General features: G+C 70.9%; 19 protein-coding genes. 5 read left to right on the top strand and 14 right to left on the bottom strand.

Annotation, left to right across the window (positions count from 1 at the left end):
* Positions 1-72 precede the first annotated feature (72 nt).
* Positions 73-561 (bottom strand): RNA polymerase sigma factor, encoded by a 489-nt coding sequence (locus tag QRY02_RS23030; protein ID WP_285993590.1) that lies wholly within the window; start codon positions 559-561, stop codon positions 73-75.
* A gap of 529 nt (positions 562-1,090) precedes the next feature.
* On the opposite strand from QRY02_RS23030, the gene QRY02_RS23025 reads away from it, so the two are divergent.
* Entirely contained in the window at positions 1,091-1,354 is a 264-nt protein-coding gene (locus QRY02_RS23025; RefSeq protein WP_285993589.1) for a WhiB family transcriptional regulator, read from the top strand.
* 138 nt (positions 1,355-1,492) lie between these two features.
* Here QRY02_RS23025 and QRY02_RS23020 read toward each other — a convergent pair whose 3' ends face one another.
* Positions 1,493-2,521, bottom strand: coding sequence for a sigma-70 family RNA polymerase sigma factor (locus QRY02_RS23020; protein WP_285993588.1), 1,029 nt, complete (start codon positions 2,519-2,521; stop codon positions 1,493-1,495).
* A gap of 39 nt (positions 2,522-2,560) precedes the next feature.
* Between QRY02_RS23020 and dprE2 the strand changes: the two genes are divergently transcribed.
* A complete protein-coding gene (dprE2, locus tag QRY02_RS23015; RefSeq protein WP_285993587.1) occupies positions 2,561-3,304 on the top strand; it encodes a decaprenylphospho-beta-D-erythro-pentofuranosid-2-ulose 2-reductase in 744 nt (247 codons plus the stop codon).
* 196 nt (positions 3,305-3,500) lie between these two features.
* The gene (locus QRY02_RS23010) at positions 3,501-4,706 is read left to right on the top strand and encodes an LCP family protein (RefSeq protein ID WP_285993586.1); all 1,206 of its coding nucleotides are present in this window, start codon (positions 3,501-3,503) and stop codon (positions 4,704-4,706) included.
* A 3-nt stretch (positions 4,707-4,709) separates the two neighbouring features.
* On the opposite strand, the gene QRY02_RS23005 is transcribed toward QRY02_RS23010, so the two are convergent.
* The 12 genes from QRY02_RS23005 to QRY02_RS22950 all read right to left on the bottom strand — a co-directional run bounded on the left by QRY02_RS23005 (position 4,710) and on the right by QRY02_RS22950 (position 15,705).
* Positions 4,710-5,900, bottom strand: a complete 1,191-nt coding sequence (locus QRY02_RS23005) for an acyl-CoA dehydrogenase family protein (RefSeq protein ID WP_285993585.1) — start codon at positions 5,898-5,900, stop codon at positions 4,710-4,712.
* Position 5,901: 1 nt separating this feature from the next.
* On the bottom strand, positions 5,902-6,813 hold the full coding sequence (locus tag QRY02_RS23000) for a 3-hydroxyacyl-CoA dehydrogenase NAD-binding domain-containing protein (RefSeq protein ID WP_285993584.1): 912 nt from the start codon (positions 6,811-6,813) through the stop codon (positions 5,902-5,904).
* Positions 6,810-7,556, bottom strand: a complete 747-nt coding sequence (locus tag QRY02_RS22995; RefSeq protein ID WP_285993583.1) for an acetoacetate decarboxylase — start codon at positions 7,554-7,556, stop codon at positions 6,810-6,812. The genes QRY02_RS23000 and QRY02_RS22995 overlap by 4 nt, the downstream gene beginning before the upstream one ends.
* A gap of 2 nt (positions 7,557-7,558) precedes the next feature.
* Positions 7,559-8,308 carry a crotonase/enoyl-CoA hydratase family protein gene (locus tag QRY02_RS22990; RefSeq protein WP_285993582.1) on the bottom strand — a complete coding sequence of 250 codons (750 nt, stop codon included), beginning with the start codon at positions 8,306-8,308 and terminating at the stop codon, positions 7,559-7,561.
* 14 nt (positions 8,309-8,322) lie between these two features.
* A complete protein-coding gene (locus QRY02_RS22985) occupies positions 8,323-9,459 on the bottom strand; it encodes a CaiB/BaiF CoA transferase family protein (RefSeq protein WP_285993581.1) in 1,137 nt (378 codons plus the stop codon).
* Positions 9,460-9,576: 117 nt separating this feature from the next.
* Complete coding sequence (locus QRY02_RS22980; protein ID WP_285993580.1) at positions 9,577-10,482, bottom strand: LysR family transcriptional regulator; 906 nt, start codon at positions 10,480-10,482, stop codon at positions 9,577-9,579.
* Positions 10,483-10,637: 155 nt separating this feature from the next.
* Positions 10,638-12,020 carry a sensor histidine kinase gene (locus QRY02_RS22975; RefSeq protein WP_285993579.1) on the bottom strand — a complete coding sequence of 461 codons (1,383 nt, stop codon included), beginning with the start codon at positions 12,018-12,020 and terminating at the stop codon, positions 10,638-10,640.
* Positions 12,017-12,703: a response regulator transcription factor gene (locus QRY02_RS22970; protein WP_285993578.1), complete on the bottom strand. Its 687-nt coding sequence runs from the start codon at positions 12,701-12,703 to the stop codon at positions 12,017-12,019. The genes QRY02_RS22975 and QRY02_RS22970 overlap by 4 nt, the downstream gene beginning before the upstream one ends.
* 45 nt (positions 12,704-12,748) lie before the next feature.
* The gene (locus QRY02_RS22965) at positions 12,749-12,955 is read right to left on the bottom strand and encodes a hypothetical protein (RefSeq protein ID WP_285993577.1); all 207 of its coding nucleotides are present in this window, start codon (positions 12,953-12,955) and stop codon (positions 12,749-12,751) included.
* Positions 12,952-13,356: a hypothetical protein gene (locus tag QRY02_RS22960; protein WP_285993576.1), complete on the bottom strand. Its 405-nt coding sequence runs from the start codon at positions 13,354-13,356 to the stop codon at positions 12,952-12,954. Before QRY02_RS22960 ends, QRY02_RS22965 begins: the two co-directional genes overlap by 4 nt.
* Before the next feature lie 69 nt (positions 13,357-13,425).
* A complete protein-coding gene (locus QRY02_RS22955) occupies positions 13,426-15,162 on the bottom strand; it encodes a CocE/NonD family hydrolase (protein WP_285993575.1) in 1,737 nt (578 codons plus the stop codon).
* A 12-nt stretch (positions 15,163-15,174) separates the two neighbouring features.
* Positions 15,175-15,705 (bottom strand): TetR/AcrR family transcriptional regulator, encoded by a 531-nt coding sequence (locus QRY02_RS22950; protein WP_285993574.1) that lies wholly within the window; start codon positions 15,703-15,705, stop codon positions 15,175-15,177.
* Between the two features lie 23 nt (positions 15,706-15,728).
* Here QRY02_RS22950 and QRY02_RS22945 point away from each other — a divergent pair, with 23 nt between their 5' ends.
* Positions 15,729-16,151, top strand: a complete 423-nt coding sequence (locus QRY02_RS22945) for an SRPBCC family protein (protein WP_285993573.1) — start codon at positions 15,729-15,731, stop codon at positions 16,149-16,151.
* Between the two features lie 40 nt (positions 16,152-16,191).
* Positions 16,192-16,563, top strand: coding sequence for a winged helix-turn-helix transcriptional regulator (locus tag QRY02_RS22940; protein WP_285993572.1), 372 nt, complete (start codon positions 16,192-16,194; stop codon positions 16,561-16,563).
* The last annotated feature ends 62 nt before the right edge of the window (positions 16,564-16,625 follow it).

The following is a 16,625-nucleotide window of genomic DNA, read 5'->3' as shown; positions in this document are numbered from 1 at the left end:
GCAGGGCGGCGTTGGACTCCCGCAGCTGCTCGGTGATCGCCCGATCCCCGTACTCGGTTGCCGGCATTTCGCTCACCTTTTCCTGTCCCGCTGGTCACCGGGCCGAGCGGCCCGGAGTCGCCTGAGGCGTTCCCGCACGTGGCGGAGGGTGGACCGGACCGTCGCGGGGGCGATCCGGAGCGCCTCCGCGATCTGGGACGGCGTGAACCCGTCGAGCGACCACGCCAGCACCATCCGCTGCTTGCCCGGGAGCGCGGCGAGCAGCTCGATGAGTCCCGCGTGCTGCTCGACCAGCCCGGCGAGCTCCTCGTCGTCCCGCGGATCGCCCGCCAGGGTCCAGTCCGCCCGCGCGTCGCCCGGGGCGTCGATCAGCCGCCCGGCGACCCGGCGCACCCAGGCCCGCGGGTCTTCGGCGGTCGGCCACGCCTCCAGCGCGTGCAGCATCGCCTCGGCGGCGACGTCACGGGCCGCCTCGACCTCGAATCCGGCCTTGCAGAGGAACGCCACGAGGGCCGGGAAGTCGGCGCGGAAGAACGCGTCGAACTCGTCGTGACCGCACACGGAACCCCACCACCCCTCGCCTCACAAGGACAGGTGCACTGAGGTGACCGCTACGTGTAACGATTGGATCAAGACTGCCCTGTAGGAGTAATGCACCGCGTTGCGTCGGTGACAGCTCGTGACGAACGGCTGCGGCCGTGGTCGGGGACGTTCGGAGAGCGACGCCGCCTGGGTCCGCGAACGGCGGCTTCCGGCCACGCGGACCACCCGGCTCCGATGACCACGTTTCGATCACTCGCGACCGGAAACCCGTACCGGACAACGCGGAAGCGGACCGGCGACGGCTGGTCCGCGGCCCTCGGCGACCTGCGCGGGTCGCCGATCGGGTGACGTGATCGACATCGAGATCCCCGGAAGAAAGGCGTACTCTCATGTGTTGCAGTCTTGGTTGCCCGGAGGGTGAGCCGGGGACCGAAGCCAAAACCCCCTTGACCCAGGCGGATACGCTCGCGCGCCCGCCGAAATCAAGTCGGTTGACGCGCCCCAACAATGGGAAGCAGTAAGAGTAGTAGGGAGGTGAACGAAGGAAATGGAAGCCACGATGACGGGCTGGGCGGAACTCGCGGCCTGCAAGGACGAGGACCCGGAACTGTTCTTCCCGATCTCCGAGGTCGGCCCCGGCGCCCGGCAGACGGCGCAGGCGAAGGCCGTGTGCGCGCGCTGCCCCGTGCGCGCCGAATGCCTCGGCTACGCGCTCGACAACGGTCTTGACCACGGCGTCTTCGGCGGCATCACCGCGGTCGAACGCCGCCGGCTGGTGCGCACCGCGCCGGAGCGGCACCGAGCGGCCTGACGCGCCGCCCGGTGACCTCTTCCCGGCGGCCTCGAGCACAAACACCGAATCCGGAAGAAAATCGATTCCGGTCGTGTGCGCGCCCGGGTGGGTGATTCTCCGCGAATCACCCACCCGGGCTTTTTTTGTCCGCGATATCTATGCGCGGCTTTGCATCTTTCCCGGATACCGGTGGTCATCGGGCGCTTCCGGCCACGTCTCCGGCAGGCCCCACACCGCCGCCGTGAGCGACTCGAACGCCGCCATCGCCGTGATCAACCCGCCCTCGATTGTGAGGAGGGTGACCCCGAACCACCGGTGCTCGTGCTCATCCGGGCGCCGCAGGTAAGTGGCCACCGCGGGCTGGCGGTTGGCGCGCACGGGCAGCATCCGGAACCGCCCGATGCAGTCCGGCGACGCCGGGTCCATCGAGAGCGTGAGCGCCCGGATGATCGAAGCGCGGTTGCCGAACCACAGCGTGTACGGCGGCATGACCGCTTGGGCGTCTTCGTGCAGCAGCCGGGCGACCGCGGCCGGGTCGCCGCTTTCGTACGCGGCGATGAACCGCTTGAGCAGCGCCGTTTCCTCGGCCGTCGGATCGCCGACCGTCCACTCTGCACGCCGCGCGGGCAATCGTTCACGCAGCGTCGCCCGAGCCCGCTGCAGCGCGCTGTTCGCCGACGCCACGCTCGTCTCCAGCAGTGACGCCGTCTCCTTCGCCGACCAGCCGAGCACGTCCCGCAGGATCAGCGTCGCCCGCTGGCGCGGCGGCAGGTACTGGACGGCGGCGAGGTAGGCCAGCTCGATCGTCTCCCGCTCGACCACGGCGGCGCCGGTGTCGTCGGGGGCGGCGCCGTCGAGCAGCCGGTCCGGGTACGGCTCGAGCCACGGCAGGTCGGCGGCCGCGATCGGCCCGGCCGGCTCCCCGGCCGGGCCGAGCTGGTCGGGCAGCACCCGCCGCGGACGGCGCGCGAGGACGTCGAGGCAGGCGTTCGTCGCGATCCGGTAGAGCCAGGTGCGCACGCTCGCCCGGCCCTCGAACCCGTCGCGGCCCTTCCACGCGCGCAGGAACGTCTCCTGCGCGAGGTCTTCGGCGTCGGCCAGCGAACCGAGCATCCGGTAGCAGTGCACCTGGATCTCCCGGCGGTGCCGTTCGACGAGCGTCTCGAAATCCGGAGCGTGACCCACCCCGGCACGCTAGCGCACCCGGCAGGGGAAACTGTGGTCGTGAACGGAACGGTGCTGGTGCTCGGCGGACGCAGTGAGATCGGGCTGGCCGTGGCGAAACGCCTGGTCAGCGAGGGCACGCGGCGGTTCGTGCTGGCCGCGCGGCCGGGCGCGGACCTGACCGGGGAGGTCGCCGCGCTGCGTGCGGCCGGTGCCGAGGCGGTGGAGACGGCCGAGTTCGACGCCGACGACCTCGCCGCGCACGGACCTTTCCTGGAGAAGGTGGCCGCCGAGCACGGGCCGCTCGAAACCGTCGTGCTCGCCTTCGGCATCCTCGGCGACCAGGCGCGTGCCGAACGGGACAGCGCCCACGCCGCCGCGATCGTGCACACCGACTACGTCGCCCAGGTCGGCGTGCTGACCCACGCCGCGAACCTGCTGCGTGCGCAGGGGCACGGCCGGCTCGTCGTGTTCTCGTCCGTGGCCGGGGTGCGGGTGCGCCGCGCGAACTACGTCTACGGCTCGGCCAAAGCCGGCCTCGACGGCTTCGCGTGCGGCCTCGCCGACGCGCTGCACGGCTCGGGCGTCCACCTCTTGCTCGTCCGGCCCGGCTTCGTGATCGGCCGGATGACCGAAGGCATGACGCCGGCGCCGTTCTCCAGCACCCCCGACCAGGTGGCCGAAGCGACCGTCGCGGCGCTGCGCCGCGGCCGCGGGGTCGTCTGGGTGCCCGGATTGCTCCGTCCGGTCTTTTTCGTGATGCGCCTGCTGCCGCGCGCGATCTGGCGCAAACTGCCGCGGTGACGCGATAGCGTGAGCCACTGTGGCCGGTGCCACAGCACGTCGGCGTACGCACTTCCTTACGGTGCGTGGCAAAACCCCGCTCCGGCTCGGCCGATCCGGCAGCGTCACAGCTTTCCGACAACTTTCTCAGCTGATTCCCAGCTAACGCGGTGATCCTCGAAGAGGGGAACCATCAGCGGGAAGCAAGGGGAAAGACGTGCTGTTGTCGTCGCGGGGGCGCCGGATCGGCGGCCGGGTCGCGCTCGGCGTCGTCTCGACGGTGGTGCTCGGCGCCACCGGCTACCTGTGGACGCAGCTGAGCTCCCTGGACGACGGCATCGTCACCGCCGACGTCATCCCGCCGGCCGCCCAGGTCGACACCGACGACACCCCGCCCGGCGAGCCGTTGAAGGTCGCCCAGAACCTCCTGCTCGTCGGGATCGACGCGCGGACCGACACGTACGGCAACCCCTTGCCGCAGAACGTGCTCGACGCGCTCCACGCCGGTGGCGGTGACGACGGCGGCGACACCACCGACACGATCATCGTGGTCCACATCCCGGCCGGCGGCGCGGCGGCCACCGCGATCTCCATCCCGCGCGATTCCTATGTGGACATCGCGGGCGGGTACGGCAAGCACAAGATCAACTCGGCTTACAGCCGCGGCAAGAACGCCGCGATGTCCGGGTTGCGCGCCCAGGGGCTCTCCGGCGCGCAGCTGGAGGTGGCGGCGAACGAGGCGGGCGCGAAGACGGCGATCCAGACCGTGGAGAAGTTCACCGGGCTGACCATCAACCACTACGCGGCGATCAACCTCGCGGGCTTCGACGCGCTGTCACAGGCCGTCGGCGGCGTCGAGGTCTGCCTCAAGGAGCCGGTGCACGACAAGTACTCGGGCGCGGATTTCGCGGCCGGGACGCAGACGCTGTCCGGCGCGCAAGCGCTCGCTTTCGTCCGGCAGCGCCACGGGCTGGTCAACGGCGACCTCGACCGCATCGCGCGGCAGCAGGCGTTCCTGTCCGGGATGGCGAAGAAGGTGCTGAGCGCGGGCACGTTCACCGACCCGTCGAAGCTGGGCTCGCTGGTCAGCGCGGTGCAGGGCTCGGTGGTGCTGGACAAGGGCTGGGACATCCTGAGCTTCGCGCAGCAGCTGCGGGGGATGACCTCGGGCGCGATCGCCTTCGCCACCATCCCGGTGCAGAGCCTGTCGCTGCAGACGCCGTCCGACGGCGACGCGGTCAAGGTCGACCCGGCGCAGGTCCAGCAGTTCGTCCGCACGGCGATCAGCACCGCGGCGGTCCAGGCCGCGGGCGACGACACGGACGGCGGCGTGAAGCCGGTGGCGGCGACGGGTACCCGGGCCCCGGGTGCGTCGGACACGAAGCAGCCGGCGACCAGTACGGCCGCCGGCTGCGTGAACTGAGTCTCACACGAACGCGGACTGCCCCGTGATCGCCTTGCCGACGATCAGGGTGTTCATCTCGCGCGTGCCTTCGAAGGAGTAGATCGCCTCGGCGTCGGCGAAGAACCGCGCGACGTCGTAGCCGAGCACGATCCCGTTGCCGCCGAAGATCTCCCGGCTCCAGGCGACGACCTCCCGCATCCGCGAGGTGACGAACGCCTTGGCCAGCGACGAGTGCTCGTCCTTGAAGATCCCCGCGTCCTGCAGCCGGGCGAGCTGCACCAGCATGCCCCACGACGCGGTGATGTTGCCGAGGCTCTTCACGAGCAGGTCCTGCACCAGCTGGAAGCGGGCGATCGGCCGGCCGAACTGCCGGCGCTCCTGGGCGTAGGCCAGTGCGGCTTCGTAGGCGCCGATCATCACGCCCAGCGCCTGCCAGGCCACGCCGCCGCGGGTGGCACGCAGGATCTCGGCGACGTCGCGGAAGGAGTTGATGCCCTGCAGGCGGTTCTCCTCCGGCACGCGGACGTCGGTCAGGGTGATTTCGGCGTTTTCGACGATCCGGAACGCCGTCTTGCCCTGGATCTTCTCCGGCACGAAGCCCGGCATGCCCTTCTCGACGACGAAGCCCTTGACGTGGTTGTCGTCGACGTCCCGGGCCCACACCACGATGTAGTCGGCGAAGGTCGCGTTGCCGATCCACTTCTTGGCGCCGTTGAGGACCCAGCTGTTTCCGTCCCGCTTGGCAGTGGTGCGCATGCCGCCGGCGACGTCGGAGCCGCCGAGCGGCTCGGTCATCGCGAACGCGCCGATCTTGTCCATCGCGGCCATCTCGGGGAGCCAGCGGTCGCGCTGCTCCTGGCTGCCGCCGGAGTAGATCGAGTACATGGCGAGTCCGTTGTGGACACCGAAGAACGTCGCGACGGACGCGTCGGTGCGGCTCATCTCCATCGCCATCATGCCGGTGAGGAGGTGGCTGACGGCCGGCTTGTGCTCGCCGTAGCCCTCGTAGGGCAGGCCCGCGAGACCGGAGTCGCGGAACATCCCGATCAGTTCCTTCGGGAAGGTGCCGGCCTCCCAGTTGTCGTTCACCAGCGGCTTGACGTCGTTGGTCATGAACTCGCGCGCCTTGACGAGCAGCTTGCGCTCGTCGTCCGGCAGCTGCGCCTCGAAGTCGTAGAAGTCGGCGATGAGCTTGTCGTTGAGCGGTTCCATGTCAGTTCTCCTCCACTGCGTTCAGCACTGCGAGCTGCTTGCGGTCGCGCGTCTCGGCGAGTTCCGAGTACGTGGAGGAGCCGTAAGCCTTTTCGACGGCTTCGATGAGCCGTTCCTGCTCTTCGGGGCTCTGGCTGGGGGTGCCCAGCCCGGCCCACATCTTCTTCATGGACTTGCCGATGTGCTCGGCCATGTGCCGGTAGCCGCCGGGGCCGCCACCGAGGTGCGAGCCGAGGAACGGCCCGACGGTCGCCCAGCGGATGCCGAGCGAATTCGTGATCACCTTGTCGAGGTCTTCCGGCGTCACGACGCCCTGCTCGACGAGGTAGATCGCCTCGCGGCTGAGCGCGTTCTGCAGCCGGTTGCCGACGAAGCCGGGCATCTCCTTGCGCTCGACGACCGGGGTGCGGCCGAGGAAGGTGTAGAAGGCGACGGCGGTTTCGACGCTGTGCTCGCTGGTCTGCTCGCCGGGGACGACTTCGACCAGGGGGATCAGGTGCGGCGGGTTGAACGGGTGCCCGATGAGGACCCGGCTGCCGTCGATCTCGCCGGTGAACGCCGTCGAGGGGATGGCGCTTGACGAACTCAGCAGCAGCGCGTGCTTCGGTGCTTCCTCGACGAGCTGCTTGAACAGGTCCTTTTTGAACTCGGCGTTCTCGGGGCCGTTCTCCTGCACGACGTCCGCGTCCTGGACGGCTTCGGTCACGTCGGCGGCGATCCGCACGCGGCTCGCCAGCTCGTCGGCGGTCGTGCCGAGGTGCGGGGCGAACGCCTTCAGCGCGTCGGCGACGGCCTCGGCGAGGTCGGGGCGGGGATCGGTGACCCGGACGGTCAGGCCGTGGTGGGCGAACAGCGCCGTCCAGGACAGGCCGATGGTGCCGGCGCCGATGACGGCGGCAGTGCGGAAACTCATGACTGCGCTCCCTTCAGGTAATCGAAGACCGGCTTGACCGGGGCGAGCGTCAGGTCGGTGCGGATGTGGCTCGCGGAGACGACCTCGAGCACCGGCAGGTCGGCCAGCGGGGCCAGGACGTGCTGGAACAGCTGCAGCCGGGCCGGGGCGGTGTAGGACTCCTTGACCACGACGTCGGTGATCTCGGTGCGGACCAGCTCCTGCACGCGCGGGGCGCCGTCGTAGCCGGGGATCGTCTTGAGCATGAACGTCGGGACGGTGATCTGGCGTTCGGCCTCGCGGGCGTCCAGTGCGTGGTGCTTGTAGCCCATGGTCGCGGTGGCCACCCGCAGCGTTCCGTAGTCCAGCGTGCCCACGAGAACGCCGTTGTCGACATAGAGATCCGGGCTTCCCGCGGTCTTCGGGTACGCGCTGACCTCGCGCCCGGACGCGGTGGCCGGGAAGTTGTCGAGGTACATCGCGTGCAGGTACTCGCCGCGCTCGCCGTCGAAGCTGACCTCGATCGCCTGGCCGGATTCGGTGTAGGGGCCGTAGCCGGAGACGTCGCCCATCTTCATGACTTCGAAGCGCACCAACGGTTCTTCGACCTGCAGCGGCTCCGGGACGACCGCGCGCAGGGCGTCGGCGTCGGTGCGGTAGACGATGTTGAGGTACTCGCGGTCGGTGAACCTCGGGACCACGGGCGCGAACGCCGGGGCGGTCAGCGGGGTCGTCACGTGCCGGCGGACTTCGTCGATCTTCATGGTTATTCGCCTGTCCACTTCGGAGCGCGGCGCTCGGCGAAGGCGGTCATGCCCTCGCGGACGTCGGCGGACTGCATCAGCTTCTCGGTTTCTTCGCGCTGCACGGCGAACGCCTCGGCTTCCGAGCCGCGCACGATCTTCTTGACGGCGGCAAGCGCGAGGGGTGCGTTCTCCGCCAGCTTCTCGGCGAGTCCGACGGCGACCGCGGCGGCGTCGCCGTCCGCGGTCACGCGGTTGACCAGGCCGAGCTCGCCGGCGCGGCGGCCGGTGACGGGCTCGCCGGTGAGCAGGAACTCCATCGCGAGGTGGTGCGGGATCCGCTTCGGCAGCCGGATCACGCCGCCGCCCGCGGCGATCAGGCCGCGCTTGACTTCCGGAAGGCCGAACTTGGCGTTTTCCGCGGCGACGATCAGGTCGCAGCCCAGGGCCAGTTCGAACCCGCCGCCCATGGCGAACCCTTCGACGGCGGCGATCAGCGGCTTGGTCAGCTCGGCTTCGGTCAGGCCGCCGAACCCGCGGCCGGGGATCTCCGGCGACTCGCCCTTCAGCGCGGCCTTGAGGTCCATGCCGGCGCTGAAGGTGTCCTCGGCGCCGGTCAGGACGCCCGCCCGGAGCGTGGGGTCGCTCTCGAGTTCGTCGAGGGCGGCGGCCAGCTGGGTCGCGACGGCGGCGTTGACCGCGTTGCGCGCTTGAGGCCGGTCGATCGTGATCAGCAGGGTGCTGCCGATCCGTTCGGTGCGTACTTCACTCATGACTCTTGCTTCTTTCAGAGTTCCGCGAGGACTTCGGCGGTGTCCTGGCCGGCCAGCGGGGCCAGGCGGCGGATCGAGCCGGGCGTCGCGGAGAACTTCACCGGGATGCCGACCGTGCGGATGGTGCCCTCGCTCGGGTGCTCGACGGTGTCGAGCAGGTGGCCGTCGCGGACGTACGGGTCTTCGTGGGCGCTGTCCAGCTCCAGCACCGGGGCCATCGGGATGCTGTGCTTGGCGCACACCTCGGCCCACTCCTCGGTGGTCAGCGCCGGCGCGCAGACGGCGATCTGCTCGCTCAGCCACTCGTTGTCGGCGCGGTTGACGGCGTCGCCGTTCACGCGTGGGTCGGCGGCGAGGTCGGGGCGCCCGGCCGCGGCGAAGAAGTCGCGGAAGTTCTGCGGGTTGTAGGGGATGACGCAGGCGAGGCCGTCCTTCGTGCGAACCGCGGCGTGGCCCTTCGTCATCGACAGCGCGAACCCGGTGGGGCCTTCGGCCGGCTCGTAGGTGTGCCCGGCGAGGTGTTCGACGAGGTTGAACGCGATCAGCGTGTCGGTCATCGGGATCTCGATCTGCTGGCCCTGGCCGGTCTTGTCGCGGTGCACCAGCGCGGCGAGCACGCTGTAGGTGATGGTCAGCGACGAGACCTTGTCACCGATGATCGTCGGCAGGTAGACCGGCTCGCCGAGCGCGCGGTTGGCCACGTCGACCAGGCCGGAGGAGGCCTGCACGGTCTCGTCGTAGGCGGCGTTCCCGGCGCGGTCGGAGTCGCTGCGGAAGCCCTGCGCGTGGGCGTAGACCAGGCGTGGGTTGCGCGCGGCGACGTCGGCGTAGTTCAGGCCGAGGCGGGCCAGCGCGCCGGGGCGCATGTTGGTGATCAGCACGTCGGCCGTGTCGATCAGCTTGAGGGCCTGCTCGCGCTCGGTCTCGTCCTTGAGGTTGAGGGCCACGCTGCGCTTGTTGCGGTTGACGTTGAGGTTCAGCGCCGTCATGCCCGGCGTGGTGCGGTACTCGCCGACCCGCACGGTGTCCGCGGGCGACTCGATCTTGATCACGTCGGCGCCGAGGTCGCCGAGGATCTGCGCCGCGTACGGGCCCATGACCACGGTCGAGAGGTCGATCACGCGCACGCCGTCCAGAGGTCCGGTCGTCATCTTTTCGTCCTTTCGCGCCTGGGGTTTCGCTCTACTTACGAACGTAGGCGCGTCCGGCGTGAAAGGGAATGATCATGATACGAACAATGGTATGACTCTGGTGGTCATGCCATTCTTCTAGCTGCTGAGCGGCTCGGCGAAGATCTCTTGCGCGGCGTCGACGAGTTCACGCAGGTCGCCGTCGGTGCGATCGCGCCGCCAGAGCAGGCCGGTGTCCAGCTGGGGGCGGAAATCCGTGAAGGGCAGCACGATGACGTTGTCGAGCCGGTAGCCGTGCATCGGGCTCCTGGCGTCGAGCATGGAAATGGAAAAGGCTTCGCCGCTGGAGATGATTTCCGACGTTCCGCCGTAACCGGTGTTGGTCAGTCGGATGCGTTTCTTGACGCCCAGTTCGTTCAATTGGTGGTCGAGCTGGTCGAAATAGGCGGGGACGATTTCCCCTGGTGAGGCGACGTACGGGAATTCGGCGAGCTCGGCCAGGCTGACCGAGTCCCGGCCGGCGAACAGGTCGGCGGGGACGACGGCGCCGAGCCGTTCGGTCATCACGGCCAGCTGTTCCAGCGCGGGATCGGTGACCGGCAGCCGCGCGAGGGTGAGGGCCAGCTTCCCGTCGTGCACGCCCTGCACGAGGTCGGCGGTGGTGCCGGGCCAGCGCTTGAGCTCGTAGTGCTCCCGGACGCGCTCGGCCAGTGCGTTGACGCGGTCCCGCAGGTCGGGGTGCACCCCGGCGGGCATGCCGAGGAAGACGGTGCTGCGCTGCGGCTCGGTGGCTTCCTTGAGCTTCCACGGAATGGCGCTGACCTGCTCGAGAACGTCCCGCGCGAGCGGCAGCAACGCGGCCCCGGCGTCGGTGAGGGTGACGTGGTGGGTGCTGCGGTCGAACAGCTGCTGCCCGAGCTCGTGTTCGAGGTCCTTGATCCGCTGGCTGAGCGGCGAGGCGGCCATGTGCAGCTTCCGCGCGGCCGCGGAAAAGTTCAGCTCCTCGGCAACCGCGACGAAGTAGCGCAGGTGCAGCATCTCCATCCCCCGACCCTACGACCCACCCGTGTCGTCCCCCAATCACACGCGTCGTCCGCTCAATCACGCGAGCCGACCCTCCAATCACGCGAGTCCCGCGTACCCGGAGGACGACTCGCGTGATCAAAGGGTCATCACTCGTGATTGAAGGGTCGACACGGTCAGGGGTGGGGGAGCGGGTCCGTGGTGGGAGTGAGGGGGAAGGTGAGGGTGAACGCCGCGCCGCCTTCGGGGGCCGGGCCCGCCGTCAACGTTCCGCCCATGCGGGTGACCAGGGCGTGGACCAGGGCCAGGCCGATGCCGGAGCCGACCGGACGGCGGTCGCGGTAACGGGCGCTCAAGACTCCTCGCTCGAACGCCACCGGGTAGTCCTCCGGCGCCAGGCCCGGGCCGCCGTCGCGGACCTCCAGCGAAGCCGACGAATCGGACACCGACAGCGAGAACACCATCGGCGCCCCCGAGGGCGTGACGCGCAGGGCGTTCTCCGCCAGCCCGTCGACCACCTGGCGCAACCGCCGCGCGTCCGCCAGCACCGGGACCGGAGACGGCGGCGCCGCAACCGACAGCCGGACGTCCTCCCGGCCGCACCGCAGCTGCCACACCTCCGCGCAGTCGCGGACCAGCGACGCCAGGTCCAGCACCGCGATGTCCAGCCGGAACTCGTCCGCGCCCAGGCGGGCCAGCTCCAGCAGGTCGGTGACCAGCCGCTCGAGCCGCACCGCCTCCCGCTGGATCGTCTGCCCGGCCCGGACGGCGTCCGGGCCCGTGGCGACGCCGTCCGCGATCGCCTCCGCGAAGCCCGTCACGGCGGTCAGCGGCGTCCGCAGCTCGTGCGACACCGACAGCAGGAACTCCCGCTGCCGCGCCTCGCTGACGGCCAGCGCGTCGGCCAGCGAGTTCAGCGACCCGGCCACCTCCGCCACCTCACGTGGTCCCTGCACCGGCACCCGCACGTCGCGACGCCCCGCCCGCAGCGATCCCGCGGCGAGAGCGGCCCGGCGCAGCGGACGGCCCAGCAGCCGGCCCGAGACGAACCCGGCAACGGCGGCCACCAGCAGCCCGATCCCGAGCGCCAGCAGGATGTTGCGCACCAGCGCCCGTTGGGTCGCCTGGGCGTTCCGCGCGGGCAGGACCAGCGCGAACGCCGCCCCGCGCGTGCCGACCACCCGCGTCTCGACCAGGTACTGCGACCCCGCCACCGTGACGCGCCCCGAGTGGTCCGCCGCCAGCCCGAGCTTCCCGGCGGCCTGGACCGCGACGGCGTCGCCGAGCGCCTGCCCGCCCGCGCGGCGGACCACCACCGAGATGCCCTGGCCGCGCACCACGTCGGCCACCTTGCCGACGCCCAGCCGGTTGCCGATGCCCGTTTCGTCCAATTGCGACGCGACGACGTCGGCCTGCGCGGCCAGCGTCGACTGCAGCACGTTGTCGGCCGTGGTCCGGATCAACCGGGACGCGACCAGTGCCGCCACGATCACCGCGATGCCCGCGACGGCCAGGCACACCAGCGTGATCCGCCCGGCCAGCGTCCCCCGGGACTTCACGCCGGATCCGCCGCGTAACCGATGCCCCGCACCGTCCGGATCGGACTCGACGCCCCGAGTTTCGCCCGCAGCTGAGCCACGTGGACGTCCACCGTGCGCGTCCCCGCCGCCGCGGCGTACCCCCAGACGGCACTCAGCAACTGGTCGCGCGAAAGCACCTGCCCCGGGTGCCGGAGCAGGTGCGTGAGGAGGTCGAACTCCGTCGATGTCAGGGCGACTTCGACGTCGCCCGCCCACGCCCGCCGGGAAAGCACGTCGACGCGCGCGCCGCCCACGGCGAACGTCTCCGCGGCCGGCGTCGTCCCGGAGGCCCGGCGCAGCACCGTGCGGACCCGAGCCGCCAGCTCGCGCGGGCTGAACGGCTTGGTGAGGTAGTCGTCCGCGCCGATCTCCAGGCCCAGCAGGCGGTCGAGCTCGTCGTCGCGGGCGGTGACGAACAGCACCGGCGTCCAGTCCCCGGCCGCGCGCAACGCCTTGCAGATCTCGATACCGTCCATTCCGGACAGTCCGATGTCGAGCACGATCGCCACCGGCTTGAGACGCCGGACGGCGTCCAGGGCCCGGCCGCCGTCGGCCTCGACGTGCACGCCGAAGCCGTCGCGCTTGAGGTAGAGCGCCGCCAGCTCGGCGATCGCGGCCTCGTCCTCGACCACGAGGACGAGGCCGCGTCCCGGTGACCCCATGCCTGCTCCCGTCTCCGCCGTGTTCAGAGGGGAGACGCTAGCCGGTCAGGGCGAGCCATCGCTGTTCATGTCCGACTCGATGCCGTTGAGTGTCGACTCGATCCCGCCCAGTTCCGACGACGAAGACACCGAAGACGTCGGCGCGGGCGTGTCCCCGGAGGGCGAGCCCATCAGGTTGTCGCGGCACGCCGAGCAGCCGAGCGCGATGACCGCGGCGGCCCCGACCGCCGCCGCGACCCTCGCGCCCCTCACTTGGCCGGCTTGCAGTGCGCGGCCGCGAAGGCGTCCAGCTTCTGCTTCGCCGCGTCCAGCTCGCCGACGCGGCCCTGCCGCTTGGTGGCGCGCTGGTCCAGCTGGTCGGCGCGGGCGGTGTGCCCCGCCGCCCGCTGGTCGGCCGCCCGCGCCTTGAGGTTGGCGACCGAACCCTTGACCTCGGCGCCGCCGTTGATCCGCTTCTTCAGGTTGTCGGCCCGCTTCTGCAGCTTCGGCACCCAGTCCGAGCACACCTGCTGCGACTCCTGCGGGCTGAGCGTGATCGGCGCGACCGGGGCCGGCGACGTCGTCTGGGCCGACGCCAGTGGCGCCGCCACCAGCAGGCAGGCCGCGCTCGCACCGCCCGCCAGCGCCAGCCGCGTCCAGGTGGTTCCTCGCATCGTCTCTCCCTCTGTCCGTTCCGGGGTACGAGGAGAACTCTGGCGCGGCGGTGTTCGGAGGGCGTCCGCCTAGTGTTCGGGCTTTGTAAGGCCGACGGTGACCGACGTCCGCGCGAGGTCGAACGTCACCGTGTCGCCGAGGCGCGGCAGCGCCGGGTCGAACAGCAGCCCGTCGGTGCCGCCGAGGACCAGCCCGAGCCGGTGACCCGCCGGGACGACGTGGTCGAGCGCGGTGAGGCTGAACGTCATGGTGTACGCCCGGCCCGGGACGAGCGGTTCCCCGTGCCGCAGCGACGCGTGGTGCCCGAGGTCGGCCCAGCCGGCGGCGACGATCCGGTGGTCGGCGGAGACGACGTCGGCCGCCGTGTCGAGGAAGCACGCGCTGTCGGCGTCCGTGCCGTAGCCCCAGCAAGAGCGCGTCGCGAGGTTCTTGACGCCGCTGCCGTACATCGCGGTGTTGCGCGTCTGCGCCGGGCCGTAGTCGACGAGCGCGACGCCGAGCCGCGCGGCGGTCTTGTCGGACGACGCGGTGATCGTCACCGACGGCGACCCGGCGATCCGCACCGCCGAGATCAGGGGAGCACCGGTGAACCGCGTCGTCCACTCCTCCCGGGTGACGGCCGGGTCGTCGACGACGGTCGCCGAACCGGACCCCCGCGGACCCAGCGTCCCGTCGCTCGACGGGTGCCACGTCAGCGGGAGCGTGGCGGGCGGCCAGCTCCGGACGTCGGTCCACCGGTCCGGCGCGGTTTCGAGGTGCACGGCGGGCTCGCGCTCGACGCCGTTGCGCAGGCCGAGCAGCCAGCGGTCGAACCAGCGGTGCAGCGTCTCGACCCACTGCGCCCGCTGCAGGTCGAAGGGGTCCGTGTGGCCGGCCTGGCTCAGCCACGCCTTGCGCGGGACGCCGGCCCGGCCCAGCGCGTCCCAGTACCGGGCGAACTGGTTCGGTGTCACGACCCAGTCCCCGAAGCCCTGCGCGATCAGCACGCTCGCCTGCCCGGCGCGCGGGACGTAGTTCACGCTCTGCCAGTAGGCGTTGTAGTCACCGCTCGTGCCCGCACGCGCCTTGAGGTCCGCCTCGAACGGCTTGCACAGCTCGGCGGCACGCTCGTTGTAGGTGAAGGGCGACCCGGTGTTCTCCGGCGTGGCGAAGGGAGCGCCGTTGCCGATGAGCTGGGCGTAGTTGTCCGCGACGCCTTCGACCGGCACGATCGTCTTGAGCCCGGCGATGCCCGAAGCGGCCATCCCGATCGCGGTCGCGCCGTCCTGCGACTTGCCGATCGCGCCGACATCCCCGGTGGCCCAGTCCGCGCGCACCGGACGGCCGCCTTCGGGGGCGTCGAAGGCCTTCGCGCGCCCGTTGAGCCAGTTCACGACCGCGTTGCCGGACCCCACGTCGTCGAAGCAGCCGGACGACCGGTTCGTCCCGCCGACGTCGGCCAGCACGACGGCGTACCCGCGCGGGACGAAGTAGTTGTCGTAGAACAGCGGGAACTGCTGCGGCGTCCCGTTCGGCGCGTACGTCTTCTTCTGCTGTTCGTTGCCGCGGCCGCAGCACGCGTAGTACGGGCTGACGTCGAGGATCACCGGGACGCGCCCGCGCGCCCCGGGCCGGATGACGTCGGCGGCGACGCGGTCGGACTTGCCGTCGCGGTCGTGGTCGGTGCCGGTCTCCACCCACGCCGTCTCGCGGATCGCGTCCGCGTAGGAGTAGACCGGCCGGCTTTCCGGCGGCGATGCGGAAGCCGCGGGGGTGAGCCCCGATGTCGTGAGCAGTGCGGCCAAGAACCCCAGTAGCAGTCGCATCGGAACAGGGGATCACGGTTTTTCGTACCGCACCAGGAACTTCTCCATGGCGGCGTCGACGGCTGCGCGGTCGCCGGTCGTGACGAGGTCGAGCAGCAGCCCACGGGCCACGGCGAGCCCGAGGCGGGCGTGGGCGGGCCGGTCGGCCTCCGGGACGCCTAGCTGGGCGAGCCGGGCTTCGATGGGGCCGAGCCAGTCCTCGATCACGCCGTCGAGGAACTCCGCCGTGCCCGGGGCGCCGCCGAGTGCCCGGCCGTAGAGCTGGAAGAACAGCTTTTCGTTGGCGCGCAGGTCGTCGTCGGTGAGCCGGCGCCAGAACTCCGCCGGGTCGAGGCCGGCGAGCGCGGTGCGCTGCCGGGCCTCCACCTCCCGCGCCACCGCCGTGAGCAGGCCTTCCTTCGAGCCGAAGTGGTAGATCAGCATGCGGTGGCTGGTGCCCAGGTCCGCGGCCAGCGCCCGCAGGCTCCGGTCGGCCCCGCCGTGGTGGGCGATCCGGTCGATCGCCGCGTCGAGCAGCTTGGCGCGCGGGCTTGCGTCGATCATGTACCAGATGGTACACGTACCAAATGGTACAACGCATTTCGGTCCACACCCGGACGGCTGCTCCGGCCGACGCCGTCTACGCCCTGCTGCGAGACGGCAAGAGCTGGCCGGCGTGGTCGCCGCTGGGGTCGTTCGAGCTGGTCCGCGCGGGCGAGGGCGAGCCGGAAGGCCTCGGCGCGGTCCGGCTGTTCAAGACCAACGGCGTCCGCTCGTACGAAAGGATCGTCGCGCTCGAGCCCGGCCGCCGCTTCGGCTACGCGCTGGAGCACGGCTTGCCGTTGCGGGACTACGTGGCCTACGTCGACCTCTCGCCCCGTGACGGCGGCACGGACATCCACTGGCACTCGACGTTCACGCCGAAGATTCCCGGCACGGGCTGGTTCTACCGGTGGTTCCTCGGCTCCTTCATCAAGCGGGTGGCCGCGGGACTGGCGGCCACCGCCTGATCAGCGTGTTACTCTCCCCGGGAGAGTGAGGAGGCACGCCGTGGGGCCCGATCCGTACGACCGCAACTGCCCGACCCGCCAGCTGCTCGACCGCATCGGCGACCAGTGGACGGTGCTGATCGTCGGCGCGCTCTCCGGGGGCCCGCTGCGGTTCACCGAGATCGGCCGCCGGGTGGACGGGATCTCCCAGAAGGTGCTGACGCAGACCCTGCGCAGCCTGGTCCGCGACGGCATCCTCACCCGCACGGCGTACCCGACGATCCCGCCGAAGGTCGAGTACGAACTGACATCACTGGGGCGCGACCTGTCCGAGCCGCTGGACGTGCTGGACCGCTGGGCCCGGCGGCACATGTCCTCGGTCCAGGAGGCCCGGGACGCCTACGACGCGGAGCACACGCCCGCCTCCGCGTAGTCACCCCGGCTGGACAGCTCCTGGACAATCCGTAGCGTTCCGGGTTCCGCCGTCCCGTCCGC

Origin of the sequence: Amycolatopsis sp. DG1A-15b (assembly GCF_030285645.1) — a bacterium.
Lineage (GTDB): Bacteria > Actinomycetota > Actinomycetes > Mycobacteriales > Pseudonocardiaceae > Amycolatopsis.
This window is presented reverse-complemented; position numbering and strand designations above follow the sequence as displayed.